At 43.5% G+C, this 19,464-nt stretch carries 31 protein-coding genes; all 31 read left to right on the top strand.

Annotated features, from left to right (window positions below):
- The first annotated feature begins 11 nt into the window (after positions 1 to 11).
- The 31 genes from rpsS (at position 12) to IS446_RS08245 (ending at position 19,391) form a co-directional block, all read left to right on the top strand.
- Positions 12 to 290, top strand: coding sequence for a 30S ribosomal protein S19 (gene rpsS, locus IS446_RS08395; protein WP_136335419.1), 279 nt, complete (start codon positions 12 to 14; stop codon positions 288 to 290).
- Positions 291 to 299: 9 nt separating this feature from the next.
- Entirely contained in the window at positions 300 to 707 is a 408-nt protein-coding gene (gene rplV, locus IS446_RS08390) for a 50S ribosomal protein L22 (protein WP_203059731.1), read from the top strand.
- Between the two features lie 13 nt (positions 708 to 720).
- A complete protein-coding gene (gene rpsC, locus IS446_RS08385; RefSeq protein ID WP_203059728.1) occupies positions 721 to 1,440 on the top strand; it encodes a 30S ribosomal protein S3 in 720 nt (239 codons plus the stop codon).
- Between the two features lie 19 nt (positions 1,441 to 1,459).
- On the top strand, positions 1,460 to 1,879 hold the full coding sequence (rplP, locus tag IS446_RS08380) for a 50S ribosomal protein L16 (protein WP_203059725.1): 420 nt from the start codon (positions 1,460 to 1,462) through the stop codon (positions 1,877 to 1,879).
- A 21-nt stretch (positions 1,880 to 1,900) separates the two neighbouring features.
- Positions 1,901 to 2,092, top strand: coding sequence for a 50S ribosomal protein L29 (gene rpmC / locus IS446_RS08375; protein ID WP_203059722.1), 192 nt, complete (start codon positions 1,901 to 1,903; stop codon positions 2,090 to 2,092).
- 17 nt (positions 2,093 to 2,109) lie between these two features.
- A complete protein-coding gene (rpsQ, locus tag IS446_RS08370; RefSeq protein WP_203059719.1) occupies positions 2,110 to 2,367 on the top strand; it encodes a 30S ribosomal protein S17 in 258 nt (85 codons plus the stop codon).
- Positions 2,368 to 2,369: 2 nt separating this feature from the next.
- Positions 2,370 to 2,738: a 50S ribosomal protein L14 gene (rplN, locus tag IS446_RS08365; protein ID WP_203059717.1), complete on the top strand. Its 369-nt coding sequence runs from the start codon at positions 2,370 to 2,372 to the stop codon at positions 2,736 to 2,738.
- A gap of 15 nt (positions 2,739 to 2,753) precedes the next feature.
- Positions 2,754 to 3,068, top strand: coding sequence for a 50S ribosomal protein L24 (gene rplX / locus IS446_RS08360; RefSeq protein ID WP_203059715.1), 315 nt, complete (start codon positions 2,754 to 2,756; stop codon positions 3,066 to 3,068).
- 2 nt (positions 3,069 to 3,070) lie between these two features.
- Positions 3,071 to 3,622: a 50S ribosomal protein L5 gene (gene rplE / locus IS446_RS08355; RefSeq protein WP_203059713.1), complete on the top strand. Its 552-nt coding sequence runs from the start codon at positions 3,071 to 3,073 to the stop codon at positions 3,620 to 3,622.
- A gap of 2 nt (positions 3,623 to 3,624) precedes the next feature.
- Complete coding sequence (rpsN, locus tag IS446_RS08350) at positions 3,625 to 3,894, top strand: 30S ribosomal protein S14 (protein ID WP_203059710.1); 270 nt, start codon at positions 3,625 to 3,627, stop codon at positions 3,892 to 3,894.
- A 20-nt stretch (positions 3,895 to 3,914) separates the two neighbouring features.
- Entirely contained in the window at positions 3,915 to 4,313 is a 399-nt protein-coding gene (gene rpsH / locus IS446_RS08345; protein WP_203059707.1) for a 30S ribosomal protein S8, read from the top strand.
- Positions 4,314 to 4,332: 19 nt separating this feature from the next.
- Entirely contained in the window at positions 4,333 to 4,875 is a 543-nt protein-coding gene (gene rplF / locus IS446_RS08340; RefSeq protein WP_203059705.1) for a 50S ribosomal protein L6, read from the top strand.
- Between the two features lie 11 nt (positions 4,876 to 4,886).
- A complete protein-coding gene (rplR, locus tag IS446_RS08335) occupies positions 4,887 to 5,243 on the top strand; it encodes a 50S ribosomal protein L18 (protein ID WP_203059703.1) in 357 nt (118 codons plus the stop codon).
- A gap of 6 nt (positions 5,244 to 5,249) precedes the next feature.
- A complete protein-coding gene (gene rpsE, locus IS446_RS08330) occupies positions 5,250 to 5,774 on the top strand; it encodes a 30S ribosomal protein S5 (protein WP_203059701.1) in 525 nt (174 codons plus the stop codon).
- A gap of 12 nt (positions 5,775 to 5,786) precedes the next feature.
- A complete protein-coding gene (gene rpmD / locus IS446_RS08325) occupies positions 5,787 to 5,966 on the top strand; it encodes a 50S ribosomal protein L30 (RefSeq protein ID WP_203059698.1) in 180 nt (59 codons plus the stop codon).
- 13 nt (positions 5,967 to 5,979) lie between these two features.
- Positions 5,980 to 6,432 (top strand): 50S ribosomal protein L15, encoded by a 453-nt coding sequence (gene rplO, locus IS446_RS08320; protein ID WP_203059696.1) that lies wholly within the window; start codon positions 5,980 to 5,982, stop codon positions 6,430 to 6,432.
- Positions 6,433 to 6,458: 26 nt separating this feature from the next.
- Positions 6,459 to 7,820, top strand: a complete 1,362-nt coding sequence (gene secY / locus IS446_RS08315; RefSeq protein WP_203059694.1) for a preprotein translocase subunit SecY — start codon at positions 6,459 to 6,461, stop codon at positions 7,818 to 7,820.
- A gap of 6 nt (positions 7,821 to 7,826) precedes the next feature.
- The gene (gene infA, locus IS446_RS08310) at positions 7,827 to 8,042 is read left to right on the top strand and encodes a translation initiation factor IF-1 (protein ID WP_136335436.1); all 216 of its coding nucleotides are present in this window, start codon (positions 7,827 to 7,829) and stop codon (positions 8,040 to 8,042) included.
- A 4-nt stretch (positions 8,043 to 8,046) separates the two neighbouring features.
- The gene (gene ykgO / locus IS446_RS08305; RefSeq protein WP_074978891.1) at positions 8,047 to 8,163 is read left to right on the top strand and encodes a type B 50S ribosomal protein L36; all 117 of its coding nucleotides are present in this window, start codon (positions 8,047 to 8,049) and stop codon (positions 8,161 to 8,163) included.
- Between the two features lie 3 nt (positions 8,164 to 8,166).
- Positions 8,167 to 8,541 carry a 30S ribosomal protein S13 gene (rpsM, locus tag IS446_RS08300; RefSeq protein WP_203059691.1) on the top strand — a complete coding sequence of 125 codons (375 nt, stop codon included), beginning with the start codon at positions 8,167 to 8,169 and terminating at the stop codon, positions 8,539 to 8,541.
- Positions 8,542 to 8,555: 14 nt separating this feature from the next.
- The gene (rpsK, locus tag IS446_RS08295; RefSeq protein WP_203059688.1) at positions 8,556 to 8,951 is read left to right on the top strand and encodes a 30S ribosomal protein S11; all 396 of its coding nucleotides are present in this window, start codon (positions 8,556 to 8,558) and stop codon (positions 8,949 to 8,951) included.
- An 83-nt stretch (positions 8,952 to 9,034) separates the two neighbouring features.
- On the top strand, positions 9,035 to 9,640 hold the full coding sequence (gene rpsD, locus IS446_RS08290) for a 30S ribosomal protein S4 (protein ID WP_203059686.1): 606 nt from the start codon (positions 9,035 to 9,037) through the stop codon (positions 9,638 to 9,640).
- Between the two features lie 21 nt (positions 9,641 to 9,661).
- Positions 9,662 to 10,654 carry a DNA-directed RNA polymerase subunit alpha gene (locus IS446_RS08285; protein ID WP_203059683.1) on the top strand — a complete coding sequence of 331 codons (993 nt, stop codon included), beginning with the start codon at positions 9,662 to 9,664 and terminating at the stop codon, positions 10,652 to 10,654.
- Positions 10,655 to 10,718: 64 nt separating this feature from the next.
- Positions 10,719 to 11,213 (top strand): 50S ribosomal protein L17, encoded by a 495-nt coding sequence (gene rplQ, locus IS446_RS08280; protein WP_203059681.1) that lies wholly within the window; start codon positions 10,719 to 10,721, stop codon positions 11,211 to 11,213.
- Positions 11,214 to 11,309: 96 nt separating this feature from the next.
- Positions 11,310 to 12,431: a glutamine-hydrolyzing carbamoyl-phosphate synthase small subunit gene (gene carA / locus IS446_RS08275; protein WP_203059679.1), complete on the top strand. Its 1,122-nt coding sequence runs from the start codon at positions 11,310 to 11,312 to the stop codon at positions 12,429 to 12,431.
- Positions 12,428 to 13,717: a phosphopyruvate hydratase gene (eno, locus tag IS446_RS08270; protein ID WP_203059677.1), complete on the top strand. Its 1,290-nt coding sequence runs from the start codon at positions 12,428 to 12,430 to the stop codon at positions 13,715 to 13,717. Before carA ends, eno begins: the two co-directional genes overlap by 4 nt.
- 165 nt (positions 13,718 to 13,882) lie before the next feature.
- Positions 13,883 to 15,439: a glycogen synthase gene (locus IS446_RS08265; RefSeq protein ID WP_203059675.1), complete on the top strand. Its 1,557-nt coding sequence runs from the start codon at positions 13,883 to 13,885 to the stop codon at positions 15,437 to 15,439.
- A 178-nt stretch (positions 15,440 to 15,617) separates the two neighbouring features.
- Complete coding sequence (locus tag IS446_RS08260; RefSeq protein WP_203059672.1) at positions 15,618 to 16,901, top strand: citrate synthase; 1,284 nt, start codon at positions 15,618 to 15,620, stop codon at positions 16,899 to 16,901.
- 98 nt (positions 16,902 to 16,999) lie between these two features.
- Positions 17,000 to 17,914 (top strand): dimethylarginine dimethylaminohydrolase family protein, encoded by a 915-nt coding sequence (locus IS446_RS08255; RefSeq protein WP_203059671.1) that lies wholly within the window; start codon positions 17,000 to 17,002, stop codon positions 17,912 to 17,914.
- 21 nt (positions 17,915 to 17,935) lie between these two features.
- Complete coding sequence (gene ctlX / locus IS446_RS08250; RefSeq protein ID WP_203059669.1) at positions 17,936 to 18,871, top strand: citrulline utilization hydrolase CtlX; 936 nt, start codon at positions 17,936 to 17,938, stop codon at positions 18,869 to 18,871.
- A gap of 112 nt (positions 18,872 to 18,983) precedes the next feature.
- Complete coding sequence (locus tag IS446_RS08245) at positions 18,984 to 19,391, top strand: RrF2 family transcriptional regulator (protein ID WP_203059666.1); 408 nt, start codon at positions 18,984 to 18,986, stop codon at positions 19,389 to 19,391.
- Positions 19,392 to 19,464: the final 73 nt, after the last annotated feature.

The raw sequence follows: 19,464 nt of genomic DNA, 5'->3' as shown, positions 1-19,464 counted from the left end.
AGTATTAAAAGATGGCACGTTCATTAAAAAAAGGACCTTACGTTCACTATAAATTAGAGAAAAAAGTTCAACAAAACGTTGAATCAGGTAAGAAGACCGTTATCAAAACCTGGAGCAGGGCGTCAATGATCACTCCCGACTTCGTAGGTCAGACCATAGCGGTACACAACGGCCGCCAGTTCGTTCCTGTTTATGTAACAGAGAACATGGTGGGTCACAAGTTAGGAGAATTTTCACCGACCCGTTCGTTCAGAGGACACGCCGGTGCAAAAAATAAAGGAAAAAAATAATAAGTAGCCATGGGAGTTCGTAAAAGAGAAAAAGCAGAGCAAATAAAAGAGGCTAAGAAGAGCTTAGCATTTGCAAAGTTGAATAACTGCCCGACTTCTCCAAGAAAGATGAGATTAGTTGCTGATCTTGTTAGAGGTGAGAAAGTTGAAAAGGCGCTTGCTATTTTGAGATTCAGCCAAAAGGAGGCTTCACGCCGTTTGGAGAAACTCGTTCTTTCTGCCATCGCAAACTGGCAGGCTAAGAATGAGGATGCCAGCCTGGAGGATGCAGATTTATTCATTAAGGAGATCCGTGTTGACGGAGGAACGATGCTTAAGCGTCTTCGTCCAGCGCCACAGGGTCGTGCTCACAGAATCAGAAAACGTTCCAATCACGTTACTGTAGTGCTTGGTTCTAATAATAATACACAAAGTTAATTAGTTAGATAGTATGGGACAAAAGACAAATCCAATCGGAAATCGCCTTGGTATCATCAGAGGATGGGAATCCAACTGGTACGGAGGTAACGACTACGGGGATAAGCTTGCTGAAGACGATAAGATCAGAAAGTACATCCATGCACGTCTTTCTAAAGCTAGTGTATCCAGAGTGATCATCGAGCGTACTTTAAAGCTTGTAACCGTTACTATCACCACTGCCCGTCCTGGTATCATTATCGGGAAAGGCGGACAGGAGGTAGACAAGCTGAAAGAGGAACTTAAAAAGATCACCGACAAGGAAGTTCAGATCAACATCTTTGAGATCAAAAGACCGGAACTAGATGCTAACCTCGTTGCTTCAAGCATCGCACGTCAGATCGAGAATCGTATTTCTTATCGTCGTGCAATCAAAATGGCTATTGCTGCTGCAATGAGAATGAACGCCGAAGGTATCAAGATCCAGATCTCAGGTCGTTTGAACGGTGCTGAAATGGCACGTTCAGAGGCTTACAAAGATGGTCGTATTCCATTGTCAACATTCAGAGCTGACATTGATTATGCGCTTGAAGAGGCTCACACTACCTACGGTAGATTGGGTATCAAGGTATGGATCATGAAAGGCGAGGTTTACGGAAAGAGAGATCTTTCACCTCTAACCGGAATGTCTAAGAAACAAGGAGGTAAAACTGGTGGAAACGCCGGAAGAGGAAAAGCTCGCCGCAGAAAGTAATTTTTTAAAGTAAAAGAAAATGTTACAGCCTAAAAGAACAAAATACCGTAAGCAGCAAAAAGGCCGTATGAAAGGGGTTTCTCAAAGAGGTAACCAACTTTCTAACGGGATGTTCGGGATCAAGTCTCTAGATTCGAAGTTTATCACTGCGCGTCAGATCGAGGCGGCTCGTGTGGCTGCCACCCGTTACATGAAAAGGGAAGGTCAGCTTTGGATCAAAATTTTCCCGGACAAGCCTATCACTAAAAAGCCTTTAGAGGTGCGTATGGGTAAAGGTAAGGGTGCCCCTGAATATTGGGCAGCTGTTGTGAAACCAGGTCGAATTATGTTTGAAGTAGGTGGAGTGCCTATGGACGTGGCTAAAGAAGCCCTTCGTCTTGCAGCTCAAAAACTACCTGTGAGAACTAAGTTCGTTGTAGCCAGGGATTATTCAGCTTAATTTATTAAGACTAAGAAGATCATGAAACAATCAGAGATTAGAGAATTGTCTACTGCTGAGCTACAGGAAAAGCTTGGTGTTTTTAAGAAACAATATGCAGATTTAAAACTGGCTCATGCCATTCAGCCGCTGGATAATCCGGCGCAACTTCGTTCTACCAGAAGAGCGGTAGCACGTATGGCAACAGAGCTTACTAAAAGAGAATTACAATAATTCGATTCTGCTAAGAGATGGAAAATAGAAATTTAAGAAAAGAAAGAATAGGGGTTGTTACCAGTAACAAAATGCAGAAATCGATCGTGGTTTCTGAGGTGAAACGTGTAAAGCACCCTATGTACGGTAAGTTCGTGTTAAAGACTAAGAAATATGTCGCACACGACGAAAAAGAAGATTGCAATATTGGCGATACTGTTAGGATCATGGAAACTCGTCCTATGAGTAAGACCAAGTGTTGGAGATTAGTTGAAATTATTGAAAGAGCTAAGTAATTATGGTACAACAGGAATCTAGATTAAAAGTAGCAGACAACACGGGAGCCAAAGAAGTACTGACTATCCGTGTACTTGGAGGTACTAAGAAAAGGTACGCCTCTGTTGGTGACAAGATCGTTGTTACCGTAAAGGATGCCACTCCTAACGGAAACGTTAAAAAAGGACAGGTATCTACTGCGGTAGTTGTTCGCACCAAGAAAGAGGTTAGACGTCCTGACGGCTCTTACATTCGTTTTGACGATAATGCTTGTGTACTTCTTAACCCAACAGGTGAAATGCGCGGTACCCGTGTATTCGGACCTGTGGCAAGAGAGCTACGCGACAAGCAGTTTATGAAAATTGTATCATTAGCGCCTGAGGTGCTTTAATACATTGTAGAAGAAATGACAAAGCTAAAAATAAAATCAGGAGATACTGTAAGAGTGATCGCCGGAGAGCACAAAGGTGCCGAGGGGAGCGTTCTGAAAGTAGATCGTGAAAAGAACAAAGCGATCGTTGAGGGGGTGAACATGGTTTCTAAGCATGAGAAGCCTAGCGCCAAGAATCCTCAGGGCGGAATCGTGAAGAAAGAAGCGCCTATCCATATTTCTAACCTTTCACTTATCGACGCTAAGTCTGGTGAAACTACTCGTGTAGGATTTGAGGTTAGAGACGGACAGAAGGTGAGAGTTTCTAAAAAATCCAATGAAGTAATTTAGTTATGGCTTACATTCCAAGATTAAAACAAGAGTATAAAGAGAGAATCATTGCTGCTCTTACAGAAGAGTTTGGTTACACCAACGTAATGCAGGTGCCTAAACTTGAGAAGATTGTTATTAGCCGTGGAGTTGGTGCCGCTGTAGCCGACAAGAAATTGATCGACTATGCTGTTGATGAACTGACTAAGATCTCAGGACAAAAAGCAGTATCTACAGTTTCTAAGAAGGACGTTGCATCGTTCAAACTTCGTAAGGGGATGCCTATCGGGGCAAAAGTTACCCTTCGCGGAGAGCGTATGTACGAATTCCTGGACCGACTGATTACTTCAGCACTTCCACGTGTGAGAGATTTTAATGGGATCAAGGCTAATGGTTTTGACGGACGCGGGAACTACAACCTCGGGGTTACCGAGCAGATCATTTTCCCAGAGATCGATATCGACAAAGTGAACAAAATAGCCGGAATGGATGTTACTTTTGTGACCAGCGCCGAGACCGATAAGGAAGCGAAATCATTATTAAGCGAATTAGGATTACCTTTTAAAAAGAATTAAGTATGGCTAAAGAATCAATGAAAGCCCGCGAGGTTAAAAGAAAAAAATTGGTAGAGAAGTATGCCGAGAAACGTCAGGCTCTTAAAGAGGCTGGAGATTACGAAGCGCTTCAAAAACTGCCAAAGAATGCTTCACCGGTACGTATGCACAATCGTTGCAAACTAACCGGAAGACCAAAAGGGTATATGCGTACTTTCGGTATTTCTCGTGTAATGTTCAGAGAAATGGCCAACAAAGGGTTGATTCCGGGAGTTAAAAAAGCAAGTTGGTAATAGAATTAAAAGGATAAAAGATGTATACAGATCCTATTTCAGATTATTTAACGAGAATTAGAAACGCAAACAGTGCCGGGCACCGTGTTGTTGAGATCCCTGCTTCAAACCTGAAGAAGGAGATCACTAAGATCTTGTTCGACCAGGGGTATATCCTGAGTTATAAGTTCGAAGAGGAAGGTCCTCAGGGAACTATCAAGATCGCGTTGAAATACGACAAGATGACCAAAGAGCCCGTGATCAAGAAGATCCAGAGGGTAAGTAAGCCAGGTCTTCGTAAGTATTCCGGGAAAGATGAACTTCCCCGCGTGCTTAACGGACTGGGAATTGCCATCGTTTCTACTTCTCACGGAGTAATGACCTCTAAGCAGGCTAAGGCCGAGAATGTAGGTGGTGAGGTATTGTGTTACGTTTACTAAAAATTAAAGACAAGAAGAAATGTCAAGAATAGGTAATAGTCCAATCGTAGTTCCGGAAGGAGTTACTGTAGATATTAAAGACGGCGAAGTTACCGTTAAGGGAAAGCTGGGCGAGCTTAAGCAAGACTTCCAAGACGTTACCATCAAGGTAGAAGAAGGGCAAGTTGTTGTAGAGCGTAACTCAGAGAAGAAAGACGTAAAGGCCAAGCACGGTCTTTACAGATCTTTGCTTAACAACATGATCGAAGGTGTTTCTAAAGGATTCACTAAAGAGCTCGAGTTGGTAGGGGTAGGTTACCGTGCCAGCAACCAGGGACAAAAACTCGATATCGCTATCGGGTTCTCTCACAACATCGTAATGGAGCTTGCTCCTGAGATCAAAGTAGAGACGATCTCTGAGAAGGGTAAGAATCCGATCGTGAAACTTACTTCGCACGATAAGCAATTAGTTGGTCAAGTGGCTGCTAAGATCCGTTCCTACCGTAAGCCTGAGCCTTACAAAGGAAAAGGTATCAAGTTCGTAGGTGAACAATTAAGAAGAAAAGCAGGTAAATCAGCTTAATAAGTAGCATTATGGCATTATCAAAGACTGAAAGAAGACAGAGAATTAAGAACAGGATCCGAAAGGTGGTTTCCGGAACGGAGGCAAGACCTAGGCTGGCTGTTTACAGAAGTAATAAAGAGATCTACGCACAGCTGATCGACGACCGTAACGGGAAAACCCTTATGGCTGCCTCTTCAAGAGACAAAGAGATCAGTGACGCTACCGGAACCAAGATCGAGATCGCTGCCCTGGTTGGGAAAGCTATCGGTGAGAAAGCCCTGAAAGCTGGTATCGATACCATCGCTTTTGACCGAGGTGGTTACCTGTATCACGGAAGAGTTAAATCATTGGCAGAAGGAGCCAGAGAAGCAGGACTTAAATTCTAAGAAATTATGTATCAAGATTATAAGAACGTAGAATTAGTTAAGCCAGGAGGACTGGAGCTTAAAGATCGTCTGGTAGGCGTACAACGTGTTACTAAGGTAACTAAAGGTGGTAGAGCTTTTGGTTTTTCTGCTATCGTAGTTGTAGGTAACGAAGACGGTGTTGTTGGTCATGGTCTGGGGAAATCTAAAGAGGTAGCCGATGCTATTTCTAAAGCAGTAGAAGATGCTAAGAAGAACCTGGTTCGTGTTCCATTGAACAAAGGAACCCTTCCTCACGAGCAAAAAGGTAAATACGGTGGAGCCCGTGTATATCTTCAGCCTGCTTCACACGGTACCGGGGTTATCGCCGGTGGTGCGGTACGTGCGGTATTGGAAGCTGTTGGAGTACACGACGTACTTTCAAAATCTCAGGGGTCATCTAACCCTCACAACGTAGTAAAAGCGACTTTTGATGCTTTACTTCAACTGAGAGATGCGAAGACGGTAGCTGCGCAACGCGGTATTTCTTTAGAAAAAGTTTTTAAAGGATAAATCAAGGATAAAATGGGAAAGATTAAAGTTACACAGGTAAAGAGCAACATCAAGCGTCCTCAGGATCAAAAGAGAACGCTCGAGGCCCTAGGTCTTAAGAAGATCGGCCAGGTGGTGGAACATGATGCGACACCAAGTATCCTTGGTATGGTAAAAAAAGTTGAACATTTGGTTTCTGTAGAAGAAGCTTAAATACAATACAGTTATGAATTTAAGTAACTTACAACCTGCTGAAGGTTCAGTTCACAAAGACGGTAAGAGAGTAGGTAGAGGTGAAGGTTCCGGTAAAGGAGGAACTGCAACTCGCGGACACAAAGGGGCGAAGTCCCGTTCCGGTTACTCGAAAAAGATCGGATTTGAAGGAGGGCAAATGCCACTTCAGAGACGTGTGCCTAAGTTTGGTTTCAAAAATATCAACAGAAAAGAGTATGTTGGTATCAATCTTAACAAGTTACAGGAATTGGTTGATAAAGGTGTAGTGAAAGACACCGTAAATTTAGATATATTAGTGGCCAACAAACTCGCCGGTTCAAATGATCTGGTAAAGATCCTTGGTGGAGGCGAACTAAAATCTAAATTGAAAGTTTCTGTTCATAAGTTTACTGCAAGCGCTAAGGCTGCTATTGAGGCTGCCGGAGGTGAGGCTGTGAATTTATAACCCAAATCCAACAACCAAAAGTAACCATGAAGAAGTTTATTGAGACACTAAGCAATATCTGGAAAATCGAAGAACTAAAAGGAAGAATCCTTGTAACCCTCGGTTTACTGCTGGTGTACCGTTTCGGTGCTCAGGTAGTGCTTCCAGGTATTGATACACAACAATTGGCTGAATTAACCAGTAGAACCGACGGTGGTGGTTTGTTAGGTATTCTCAATGCATTTACAGGAGGGGCATTTGCTAATGCCTCTGTTTTTGCGCTTGGGATCATGCCTTACATCTCTGCCTCTATTGTGGTTCAGTTAATGGGACTGGCTATTCCCTACCTTCAGAAATTACAGAAAGAAGGTGAAAGTGGCCGTAAGACCCTCAATCAGATCACTCGTTGGTTAACCATCGGTATCTGTTTGGTGCAAGCGCCTGCTTATCTATATGGTCTGGGAGCCCTTGGGGTGCCGGACAGTGCTTTTATCCTTGGGAAAGGGCTGGAGTTTATGATTCCTGCTGTATTGATCCTGGTAACAGGAACGATCTTTGCCATGTGGCTGGGTGAGAAGATCACCGATAAAGGTATTGGTAACGGTATTTCGCTGTTGATCATGGTAGGTATCATTGCTACGCTTCCAATTGCTTTTGCTCAGGAATTTGATTCTGTCGTTAACCGAAACAACGGTGGTCTTATTCTTATCCTGATCGAAGTGATCCTTTGGTTCGTAGTGATCCTGGCCAGTATCATGCTGGTTATGGCTACTCGTCAGATCCCTGTACAGTATGCTCGAAGAACTGCTTCTGGTGGTTACGAGAAAAACGTATTTGGATCACGACAGTACATTCCGCTTAAGCTTAACGCTTCCGGAGTGATGCCTATTATTTTCGCTCAGGCTATTATGTTTGCTCCCGGGTATATTGGTACAATAGGTGCCTTGAAGGATACTGCAGTCGGACAATGGTTGCAGGTGAATTTCGGAAACGGATCCATGTTTGGATTCTGGTATAATGTTGTGTTTGCGTTATTAATCATTGTATTTACGTATTTTTACACCGCAATTACCGTTCCGACAAATAAAATGGCAGACGATCTTAAGAGAAGCGGAGGTTTTATTCCCGGTATCAGACCCGGAAAAGAGACTTCTGATTACCTCGACAAGATCATGTCGCTGATAACATTCCCGGGATCATTATTCCTGGCAGTTATCGCCATTTTCCCGGCCATCGTGGTAAATGTTATGGGTATTCAGCAGGGTTGGGCCCTCTTTTACGGAGGTACCTCACTGCTCATCATGGTTGGTGTGGCTATTGATACCATGCAACAGGTGAATTCATACCTGCTTAACAGGCATTACGACGGGTTGATGAAAACAGGTAAAAACAGAAAAGTTGTAGCTTAAGTATATATGGCAAAACAACAAGCGATAGAACAGGACGGAACCATTATCGAGGCATTATCAAATGCCATGTTCCGGGTAGAATTGGAAAACGGGCATGTAGTAACAGCTCACATTTCCGGAAAGATGCGAATGCATTACATTAAATTACTGCCCGGTGACAAGGTGAAGCTCGAGATGAGTCCGTATGATCTGACAAAAGCAAGAATTACTTATAGATATTAAAGAGATGAAAGTAAGAGCATCACTAAAGAAAAGAAGTCCCGAGTGCAAGATCGTGCGTAGAAAAGGGAGGTTGTATGTAATTAATAAAAAGAATCCTAGATTTAAACAAAGACAAGGATAAGTTATGGCTAGAATCGCAGGAGTAGATTTACCAAAGTATAAAAGAGGAGTTATTGGGTTAACTTACATCTTTGGTATCGGTAAAAGTAGAGCTAAAGAGATATTAGAGACAGCTCAGGTTAGCGAGGATACTAAAGTGTCTGACTGGAATGATGATGAGATCGCGCGTATTCGTGAAGCTGTATCTCAGTTCACCATTGAAGGAGAGCTTCGTTCAGAAACTCAGCTTAACATTAAGCGTTTGATGGACATCGGTTGTCAGCGAGGGATTCGTCACAGAGCTGGACTTCCACTTAGAGGTCAGCGTACCAAGAATAACTCGAGAACAAGAAAAGGTAAAAGAAAAACTGTTGCTAACAAGAAGAAAGCAACTAAATAATACGTAGCTTAGTTATGGCAAAGTCAAATGCAAAAACTGCTAGTAAAAAGCGTAAAGTTGTAGTAGAGTCTGTTGGAGAAGCTCACGTTTCTGCATCATTCAACAACCTGATCATTTCCCTGACCAATAAGAAAGGTGACGTGATCTCATGGTCATCTGCAGGTAAAATGGGATTCAGAGGTTCTAAGAAGAACACTCCTTACGCTGCCCAGGTAGCAGCTGAAGACGCAGCGAAGGTAGCACACGAGGCTGGCCTTAGAAAAGTGAAGGTGTACGTAAAAGGACCTGGTTCTGGTAGAGAATCTGCCATCAGGTCTATCCACAATGCTGGTATCGAAGTAACCGAGATCATCGACGTTACTCCACTTCCGCACAACGGATGTCGTCCTCCTAAACGAAGAAGAGTTTAATTAATTAATGTTTTCAGAAGGTTTTATATGATTATCGAAGGATAAGCCTTAATTCATAATCACCTTCTAAATGAAATTGAAACATGGCAAGATATACAGGTCCAAAAACTAAGATTGCCCGTAAGTTCGGAGAAGCAATTTTCGGTGATGATAAATCATTTGAAAAAAGAAATTACCCTCCGGGGCAACACGGTAATAACCGTAGAAGAGGTAAAAAATCAGAATACGCTATCCAGTTAATGGAGAAGCAAAAAGCCAAGTATACCTATGGTATTCTTGAGCGTCAGTTCCGTAACCTATTTGAAAGGGCGAACCGCAAGAAAGGTGTTACCGGTGAGGTACTTCTTCAACTGTGTGAGTCTCGTCTTGACAACGTAGTTTTCAGAATGGGTGTGGCTCCTTCAAGAAGAGCTGCCCGTCAATTTGTGTCTCACCGTCACATTACTGTGAATGGAGAGGTAGTAAACATTCCGTCTTATCAATTGAAGCCTGGTGATGTTGTTGGAGTAAGAGAGAAGTCGAAATCTCTTGAAGCGATCGAAAGATCTCTTGCAAATAACAGTAGTGTTTACGAGTGGATCAGCTGGAATGGCGAGAAGATGGAAGGTACTTTCGTATCTGTTCCTGAGCGTATCCAGATCCCGGAAAACATTAAAGAGCAATTAATCGTCGAGTTATACTCTAAATAATAATTAGACAGCAGTCGTACTATGGCAATATTAAATTTTCAGAAGCCCGATAAAGTTATAATGATCGATTCAACCGATTTCGAAGGAAAATTTGAATTTCGTCCTTTGGAACCCGGGTATGGATTGACCGTTGGTAACGCATTGCGCAGAGTTTTACTTTCTTCCCTCGAAGGGTATGCAATTACCTCAACAAGGATCGATAAAGTAGAACACGAGTTCTCTACCATCGAGGGTGTGGTGGAAGACGTTACGGAGATCATCCTGAACCTTAAACAAGTGCGTTTTAAGCGTCAGATCGATGACATCGATAACGAAACCGTATCGATCTCCCTTACCGGTAAAGAGCAGATCACTGCCGGGGATTTCCAGAAGTTTATTTCAGGCTTCCAGGTGTTGAATCCGGATCTAGTGATCTGTAACCTGGACCCTAAAGTGACTATCAATATGGAGATCACGATCGAAAAGGGTAGAGGGTATGTGCCTGCTGAAGAGAACAAAAAGGCCAATGCACCACTGGGAACCATCTTTACAGATGCGATCTACACGCCTATCAAAAATGTTAAGTTTAGTATTGAGAACTATCGTGTAGAGCAGAAAACCGACTACGAAAAGCTGGTTTTCGAGATCATCACAGATGGGTCTATTCATCCTAAGGACGCCTTAACTGAGGCTGCGAAGATCCTGATCCACCACTTTATGCTCTTCTCTGATGAGCGTATTACCCTGGAGGCAGATGAGATCGCGCAAACAGAAACTTATGATGAAGAATCGCTTCATATGCGACAGTTGCTTAAAACCAAGCTGGTAGATATGGACCTTTCGGTTCGTGCCCTTAACTGCTTGAAGGCTGCTGAAGTAGACACTCTGGGTGACCTGGTGTCTTTTAACAAGAACGACTTAATGAAATTCAGAAACTTTGGTAAGAAGTCGCTTACCGAGCTTGAGGAGTTGGTAAACAACAAAGGCCTTAGCTTCGGAATGGACCTTTCAAAGTACAAATTAGATAAGGATTAGTTCTCCTTTTCCCAGGAAGATCGATGAAATGAAGGGACTGGAAAGGGATTAATTAAAGAATACAATGAGACACGGAAAAAAATTCAATCATTTAGGTAGAAAGACCGCTCACAGAAAGGCTATGCTTGCCAATATGGCTTGCTCGCTGATCGAGCATAAGCGTATCAATACCACCCTTGCTAAAGCCAAAGCGCTTAAGCAATTCGTGGAGCCTCTGGTAACAAAATCTAAAGAGGATACTACGCACAACAGAAGAATCGTTTTCAGCAGACTTAGAGATAAGGATGCCGTAACAGAACTGTTCAGAGAAGTAGCAGTTAAAGTTGGTGATCGTCCGGGAGGATATACCCGTATTATCAAGCTTGGTAACCGTCTTGGTGACAACGCAGATATGGCGATGATCGAACTGGTTGACTACAACGAGATCTACAACGCAGGTAAGCCTGCCGCGAAGAAATCAACTCGTCGTGGACGCTCTAAGAAATCTGCAGCAACTGCCGATGCTCCTGCGGCTGCAGAGACTGCAACTGAGAAGAAATCTGAAGATTCTCAGGAATAGTGAAAATTTATTGATTACATACCAAAAAGGATAAACGTCATCGTTTATCCTTTTTTTTTGTGCTATTTTTGTAAAACTTTTTTAGCGAAAATTTCAATGAAATACCAAGCAAAGAAAAAAGCCCTTATCCTCCTTGCCGACGGCACTATCTTTTGGGGAAAGGCAGTTGGAGATCTCGAAGGAAGTTCCTTCGGAGAAGTTTGTTTTAACACCGGAATGACCGGGTACCAGGAAATCTTTACCGATCCTTCTTATTTTGGGCAGCTTATGGTAACCACCAATGCCCATATCGGAAACTACGGGGTTAAAGATGGCGATGAGGAATCTGATTCTGTAAAGATCGCCGGTCTGGTTTGTAAGAACTTCAGCTATACTCCTTCCCGCTATGGGGCTTCAGACTCTTTGGAGAATTACCTTAAAAATAATAATATCCTCGCGATCTCAGATGTGGATACCCGGGCACTGGTAAGCTATATCAGAGACCATGGGGCAATGAACGCGGTGATCTCTACAGAAGTAGATAAGATCGATGAGCTCAAGACTAAACTGGCAGAAACTCCCGATATGAAAGGACTTGAACTTGCTTCAAGAGTTTCTACCGATACCCCTTACTTCTTTGGCGATGAAGATGCGCCTTATAAGATCGCAGCTGTAGATCTTGGGATCAAAAAGAATATTTTAAGAAACCTCGCTAAAAGAGGATGTTACATTAAGGTATTCCCTTATAACGCAACTGTTGAAGACCTTAAGAGCTTTAATCCAGACGGATACTTTTTCTCGAATGGTCCCGGTGACCCGGAACCACTAAAAGATACTATCAAGGTAGCTCAGGCCCTTATCGAAGAAAATGTTCCTATGTTCGGGATATGTCTGGGGCACCAGATCATTGCACTTTCTCAAGGGGTGTCTACCTTTAAAATGTACAACGGTCACCGCGGTATCAACCACCCCGTGATCAATCATATAACCGGGAAAGGGGAGATCACTTCCCAGAACCACGGATTTGCGATTAGCAGAGAAGATGCAGAAAAGAATGCATCTCTCGAGATCACCCATTCTCACCTTAATGATAATACGGTAATGGGAATTAAGCATAAAACGAAAAACTGTTTCTCTGTACAATACCACCCTGAAGCCGGTCCCGGTCCAAATGACGCAACCTACCTATTTGACCAGTTCATAGAAAATATTAAACATTCAAAACTTGAAATAGCATGAGTATAATTATTAATGTACATGCGAGACAAATCCTCGATTCAAGAGGTAACCCAACGGTAGAAGTAGATGTCATCACCGAGAACGGGATGATGGGAAGAGCAGCTGTGCCATCAGGTGCCTCTACCGGAGAGCATGAAGCCGTAGAGCTTAGAGATGGAGGGAAATCTTATATGGGTAAAGGAGTTTCTGAAGCCGTAAAGAATGTAAATACTATTATTGCTGAAGAGATCGTTGGAGCTTCTGTTTTTGAGCAGAACCTTATTGATAAGACCATGATCGACCTTGATGGTACTCCGAATAAATCAAAACTTGGGGCCAACGCCATTCTTGGGGTTTCTCTGGCTGTAGCTAAAGCTGCTGCTGCAGAGCTTGGAATGCCATTGTATCGTTATGTAGGTGGAGTTAGTGCTAACACTCTTCCTGTACCTATGATGAATATCATCAACGGTGGTTCACACTCAGATGCGCCCATCGCATTCCAGGAGTTCATGATCATGCCGGTAAAAGCAAAAAGCTTTACCCATGCCATGCAAATGGGAACTGAGATCTTCCACCACCTGAAAAAAGTACTTCACGATCGCGGACTTAGCACTGCTGTAGGTGATGAGGGAGGTTTTGCTCCTGAGCTGGACGGTACTGAGGATGCTATCGAAACTATCGGAAAAGCTGTTGCCAATGCAGGATACAAGATGGGAGACGATATCCTTATCGCTCTTGACTGTGCTTCTGCTGAGTTCTATGAGAACGGAAAATACGATTACACCAAATTCGAAGGTGATAAAGGTGCTGTTAGAACATCTGAAGAGCAAGCTCAGTATCTTGCAGAGCTTTGCGAGAAGTTCCCTATCGTTTCTATCGAAGACGGTATGGATGAGAATGACTGGGATGGATGGAAAATGCTTACCGAGAAAGTTGGAGATAAAGTTCAGCTTGTTGGAGATGACCTGTTCGTAACCAATGTAGAACGTTTGTCTACAGGTATCGAGAAAGGTATCGCAAACTCTATCCTTATCAAAGTAAACCAGATCGGAACCCTTACAGAGACCATCGCTGCAGTAAATATGGCTAAGAATGCCGGATATACTTCTGTAATGTCTCACCGTTCCGGAGAAACTGAAGATAATACCATCGCCGACCTTGCCGTAGCATTGAATACCGGACAGATCAAGACCGGTTCTGCTTCACGTAGTGATCGTATGGCGAAATACAACCAGTTGCTGAGAATCGAAGAGGAGCTCGGTTCTGTAGCGTATTATCCGCAAGAAAACGCTTTTAAAGTGAAATAATTAAGCAGGAAGTAATACCTGTTTTACCGATAAAAAGTCCTTGTCGTTCAGACAGGGACTTTTTTTTATCCTTAACACGCATTTAATGCTTCTGTATTTTTACTTGTGTGATCTTATGTGTATTATTGATTGTCAAATAAATAGGGAAATCTCAAACGGTATCAATTGAAAAAGCATATTCTATTCGTAGCAGCAGAAAACGACGGGATCGTAGATTGTAAGGCCGGTGGCATGGCAGATGTGGTACGTGATGTACCCAGACAGATCGCTGCCTTTGGTGATGATGTAAGCGTGATCACTCCTTCCTATGGACGTTTACACCACAACAGTACGCCTGTTAAAGAGTTCATGTTCACCTACAGGGGTGAGCTTCAAAAAGCATTTCTTCTCGAAAACCCGGGAAAGAAAAGGATCCCCGGAATACGACATTACATACTGCATCATCCGGACTTTCGTCCCGGTGATATTGCGAAGATCTACTTTAATGATCCCGATCGTCCGTTTTATACCGATACCCTCACGTTCTCCCTTTTCGGTGCTGCAGTCGCCGAACTAATGGTTTCTGGGATACTCGATCCTGTTGATATCGTGCATTTGCACGATTGGCATACCAGCTTTTTACTGATGTTACGCGAGTATCATTCCCGGTTTACAGCACTAAAGAATATCCGTATGGTTTATTCTATACACAATCTGGCCATACAGGGTATTCGTCCGCTGGATAATGATTACGGTTCCCTCAAGGCGTTCTTTCCTGAAATGGAGCCGGATGTAGACACTATTCGCGATCCGAGGTACCACGACTGCTTTAACCTGATGGCCGTAGGAATTCGCCTGGCCGATGCGGTACATACCGTCTCTCCTTCGTATATGGAAGATATACAAAAACCCAGTATGCCACCCGGTTTTATCGGGGGCGAAGGGTTGGAGGCCGACCTTAAAGATGCTGCGCGTCAGGGCCGTTTATTCGGTATTCTCAATGGCTGTAATTATAAGGGATATTCTGTGCCGGAAGCCGGGCGTCTTTTTCCTGATGCTTTGAAGGTGACCCTGAAATGGCTTCAGATGACCGAAAAGAAATATAAGGCACGCTTTTTAGCCCATACCGGTGAGAAACTGTTGGGGTTGATCGAGAATCCACCCAAGTTCATCTGTGGTAGTGTTGCCCGGTTAACACCGCAAAAGTTCTATTTTTTCAAAGAGGATCCCTCCCTTATGGCGTCTTTGTTAGAAGCGTTGGAGAAACGGGGTGGAGTATTTGTAGTGGTAGGTACAGGTGCCCCTGAATACGAAAGACTGTTCCGTGCCATGAGTAGAAGGCATGAGAACTTTATCTTTATCAACGGTCAATCAGAAGAGGTGATCGACGGCCTTTATGCCGGGTCAGATCTCTACGTGATGCCCAGCCTTTTTGAACCCTGTGGTATAAGTCAGATGTTGGCCATGCGAAATGCACAGCCTTGTCTGGTACATTATACCGGCGGACTCAAAGATACGGTAAAGCACCTGGAGACCGGATTTGTCTTCAAGGGGGAGACGCTGGAAGCCCAAAAGGCCGATTTCATAAAGGTGTTCAAAGAGGCTCTGGAAATGTATTTTAACCGGAAGAAGCAATGGAAGGAAATACAAAAAGCCGCTTCTATGGAGCGCTTTACCTGGGAGAAGTCTGTGGCGAGTTATTACACCCAATTATACAAGCTTTCAAGACCGAAAACCACCTAAGGTAACCTGTGTTACAGGCTGGTGTTTTTTCTTACTTTATCTTTGAAGAAGGCGAAAATCGGAATATGTTAAAATCCCTGCGTAAAAGGGGGAATAATCTGAAATGATTAACCATATTTTAACAGTTAATTTCGTATTTTCGCAACACTTGAAAAACACCAAAAATCCAAATCAAATTATGTCAGATAAAGCCACGTTAGAATATAGCGGGAAGAAATATGAATTTCCGGTGGTCAAAGGTACGGAAGATGAGTTAGCCATAGACATCAAGCGCCTGAGAAGCGAGACCGGAATGATCACTATCGACCCCGGATATAAAAATACCGGCTCATGTGAGAGTGCCATTACCTACCTTGACGGAGAGCAGGGGATTCTGCGTTATCGCGGATATTCTATTGAAGAATTAGCAGAAAAGGCCAGCTTTCTTGAAGTTGCCTACCTGTTGATCTTTGGAGAGCTTCCGAACAAACAGCAACTCGATAAGTTTTATTCTGATATTGCCGAAGAAGAGGAAGTAGACGAAGACGTTAAAAAGATCGTGGATAGCTTCCCGAGAACCGCACACCCTATGGGAGTGATCGCGTCGCTAACCAGTGCTCTTACAGCGTTCAATCCTTCTGCTGTGAATATCGAGTCTGAAGAAGATATGTACAATGCTATCGTAAAGATACTGGGTAAGTTCCCGGTACTCGTGGCATGGACGCTTAGAAAGCGTATTGGTAGACCTTATGACTATGGTGATAATACACTGGGGTATATTGAAAATATGATGATGATGATGTTCAAGCGGCCTAATAAGCCTTATAAGATGAACCCCGTTGTTGTAGATGCCATGGATAAGCTCCTTATCCTTCACGCTGATCACGAGCAAAACTGTTCTACGTCGACCGTGCGTATCGTAGGTTCTTCTCATGCGGGCTTATTCGCATCATTATCTGCCGGGGTTTCAGCGTTATGGGGGCCACTTCACGGAGGTGCCAACCAGGCGGTGATCGAAATGCTGGAAGCGATCAAAGCAGATGGTGGAGATACTGCCAAGTATATGGAAAAGGCTAAGGATAAGAACGATCCTTTCCGTTTAATGGGATTCGGACACCGTGTGTATAAGAATTTCGATCCTCGTGCACGTATCATTAAGAAGGCTGCAGATGAAGTGCTCGCCGACCTTGGGATCGACGATCCGATACTCGATATTGCAAAAGCACTTGAAAAGCAGGCCCTTGAAGATCCTTATTTCGTAGAGCGTAAACTCTATCCGAATGTAGACTTTTACTCCGGGATCATCTATCGTGCCTTAGGAGTTCCAACTTCTATGTTTACGGTCATGTTCGCCATGGGACGTCTGCCGGGATGGATCGCTCAATGGAGAGAAATGCGCCTTAGAAAAGAGCCTATCGGAAGGCCAAGACAGGTGTATATCGGCGAAACCTATAGAAAGTTTAAGCCCCTGGAAGAGCGTTAGAAAAGGGCGTTTAAAATTGAATATATAATTTTAAAAAAGCGGTGATTTTGAGTGTATCAATCTCCACCGCTTTTTTATATTAGCAAAAAAACCAATCTATGTTAAACCTGAACGTAAAGGATGAAACCTCTCGATTGAGAGCGGTGGTATTGGGGACAGCAGTAAGCAATGGTCCCACACCAACTGTTGAAGAAGCTTACGATCCAAAGTCGCTCGAGCATATTAAAGCGGGAACATACCCCGTAGAGGCCGATATGGTGAACGAAATGGAAGCTTTTAATAAGGTGTTTCAGAAATACGATGTTAAAGTGTACCGCCCGGAAGTATTCGAAGATTGCAACCAGATCTTTACCCGCGATATCGCCATGGTCATTGACGATGTTTTGGTGAAATCGAATATTCTTCCCGATCGTGAAAAAGAACTTGAAGCAATTGATCATGTGATCCGGCAGATAAAACCGGAGAAGGTATTAACCCCGCCCGAGGAGGTACATATCGAAGGGGGAGATGTGATGCTTTGGGGAGATCACGTGTTCATTGGAACCTACAAGGGGGCAGACTACCCCGACCACATCACTGCCAGGACCAATATGCACGGAGTTGAATTTATCAAAGAACATTTTCCGAATAAGATCGTTAAGGAATTCGACCTGGTAAAATCAAACACCGAAGCCAGGGATAATGCCCTGCACCTTGATTGCTGTTTCCAACCTGTAGGGAAGGATAAGGCTATAATCTATAAAGGAGGCTTCAGGTCGGAAGACGACTATAAGTACCTGGTAGATCTTTTTGGAGAAGATAATCTCTTTCAGATCACCCGCGATGAGATGTATCATATGTTCAGTAATGTGTTCTCTATCGCCCCCGACGTGGTGGTAACCGAGCGCAACTTCACCCGTCTTAACGAATGGTTGCGAACTCAGGGTTTTACAGTAGAAGAGATTCCCTATGCAGAGATCGCGAAACAGGAAGGACTTCTGAGGTGTTCGACATTGCCCCTGATCAGGGATTAAATTATTTGAAAGCACGCAAAAATGAAAAAACAGGCAACAAACTCTATTTTGATGATTCGTCCGGTGAATTTTCGGATGAATGAACAAACTGCAGTAAATAATTACTTCCAGGAAGAAACAGATGCGCTTCAGGCCACAGTAAACCAAAAGGCCAGAACTGAATTTGACACCTTTGTCGAAAAATTGCGCAAGGCCGGGGTTCATGTGGTAGTGGTAGAAGACACCCTGGATCCCGATACTCCTGATTCGATCTTCCCGAACAACTGGATCTCTTTTCATGGAGATGGGCAGATCGCATTGTATCCTATGTTTGCAGAAAATCGCAGACTGGAAAGAAGAGAAGATGTGCTTGATCAACTCGAAGGTGAAGGCTTTAAGATCGAGAACGTCATGGATTATACCAGTGCCGAAGAGCATGGGGTATTTTTAGAAGGTACGGGGAGTATTGTTCTTGACCGCGTAAATCAAAAGGCCTATTGCGCATTGTCGCCAAGAGCAGATGAAGACCTTTTCATTGAGTTTTGTGAAGATTTTGAATATACACCCGTGATCTTTCACGCGTATCAGACCGTGAAAGATGAACGCTTACTTATTTATCACACCAATGTGATGATGTGTGTGGCCGATACCTTTGCGGTGATCTGCCTGGATTGTATTGACGATAAAAAGGAGCGTAAGAGTGTAGAAAAGCATCTTAAAGAAGATGGTAAGGAGATCATCGCGATCACTGAGGCACAGATGCATCAGTTTGCCGGAAATATGCTTCAGGTAACTGGAAACGATGATAAGACGTATCTCGTAATGAGTCAGTCGGCCAGAGATTCCTTAACGGAACAGCAGGTAGCGAGAATCGAAAAACACAGTGAGATCCTTTCGAGTTCTCTGGAGACCATAGAGACCTGTGGTGGGGGAAGCGCACGTTGTATGATGGCTGAGGTATTCTTGCCTAAAGGTTAATCATACCCTTTACCGTATAGATAGGTGCGGGGTTTATAGGGTTAGGTCGTGAAGATCGCCTTATAAACCCCGCATTTTTATTATCTTAGTTCCCAGTTCGGACCTGATCATTATGCTTTCCAAAAAAACAAAATACGGCCTTAAGGCGCTTTCCAATATCGCCAGGAAACAAAGCGATAGCCCGGTATTGATCTCTGACATAGCTGAGGAGGAAAATATTTCCAGGAAATTTCTGGAGATCATTTTGCTGCAGTTAAAGAATTCCGGATTCCTGGGCTCTAAAAAGGGGAAAGGTGGGGGATACTACCTCTTAAAGAAACCTGAGGATATTACTGTGGCCGATCTTATCAGGGTACTCGAAGGTCCTATAGCACTGTTGCCCTGTGTAAGCCTTAATTTTTACGAGAAATGTGACGATTGTAAAGATGAGAAAACATGTTCTTTAAAGGCTTTTATGATCGACGTACGCGACAGCACCCTTGAAATTCTGGAAAAAAGGACCTTGGCCGATCTTACCTGAGTGCAGGTAATCACTTGATAAATAGTTAGTTGTATTTTGCAGGAGCTATGTTATTAAAACTTAACACATAAAG

The sequence above is a fragment of the Robertkochia sediminum genome, from assembly GCF_016786255.1.
In the GTDB taxonomy this organism is placed as follows: domain Bacteria; phylum Bacteroidota; class Bacteroidia; order Flavobacteriales; family Flavobacteriaceae; genus Robertkochia; species Robertkochia sediminum.
This window is presented reverse-complemented; position numbering and strand designations above follow the sequence as displayed.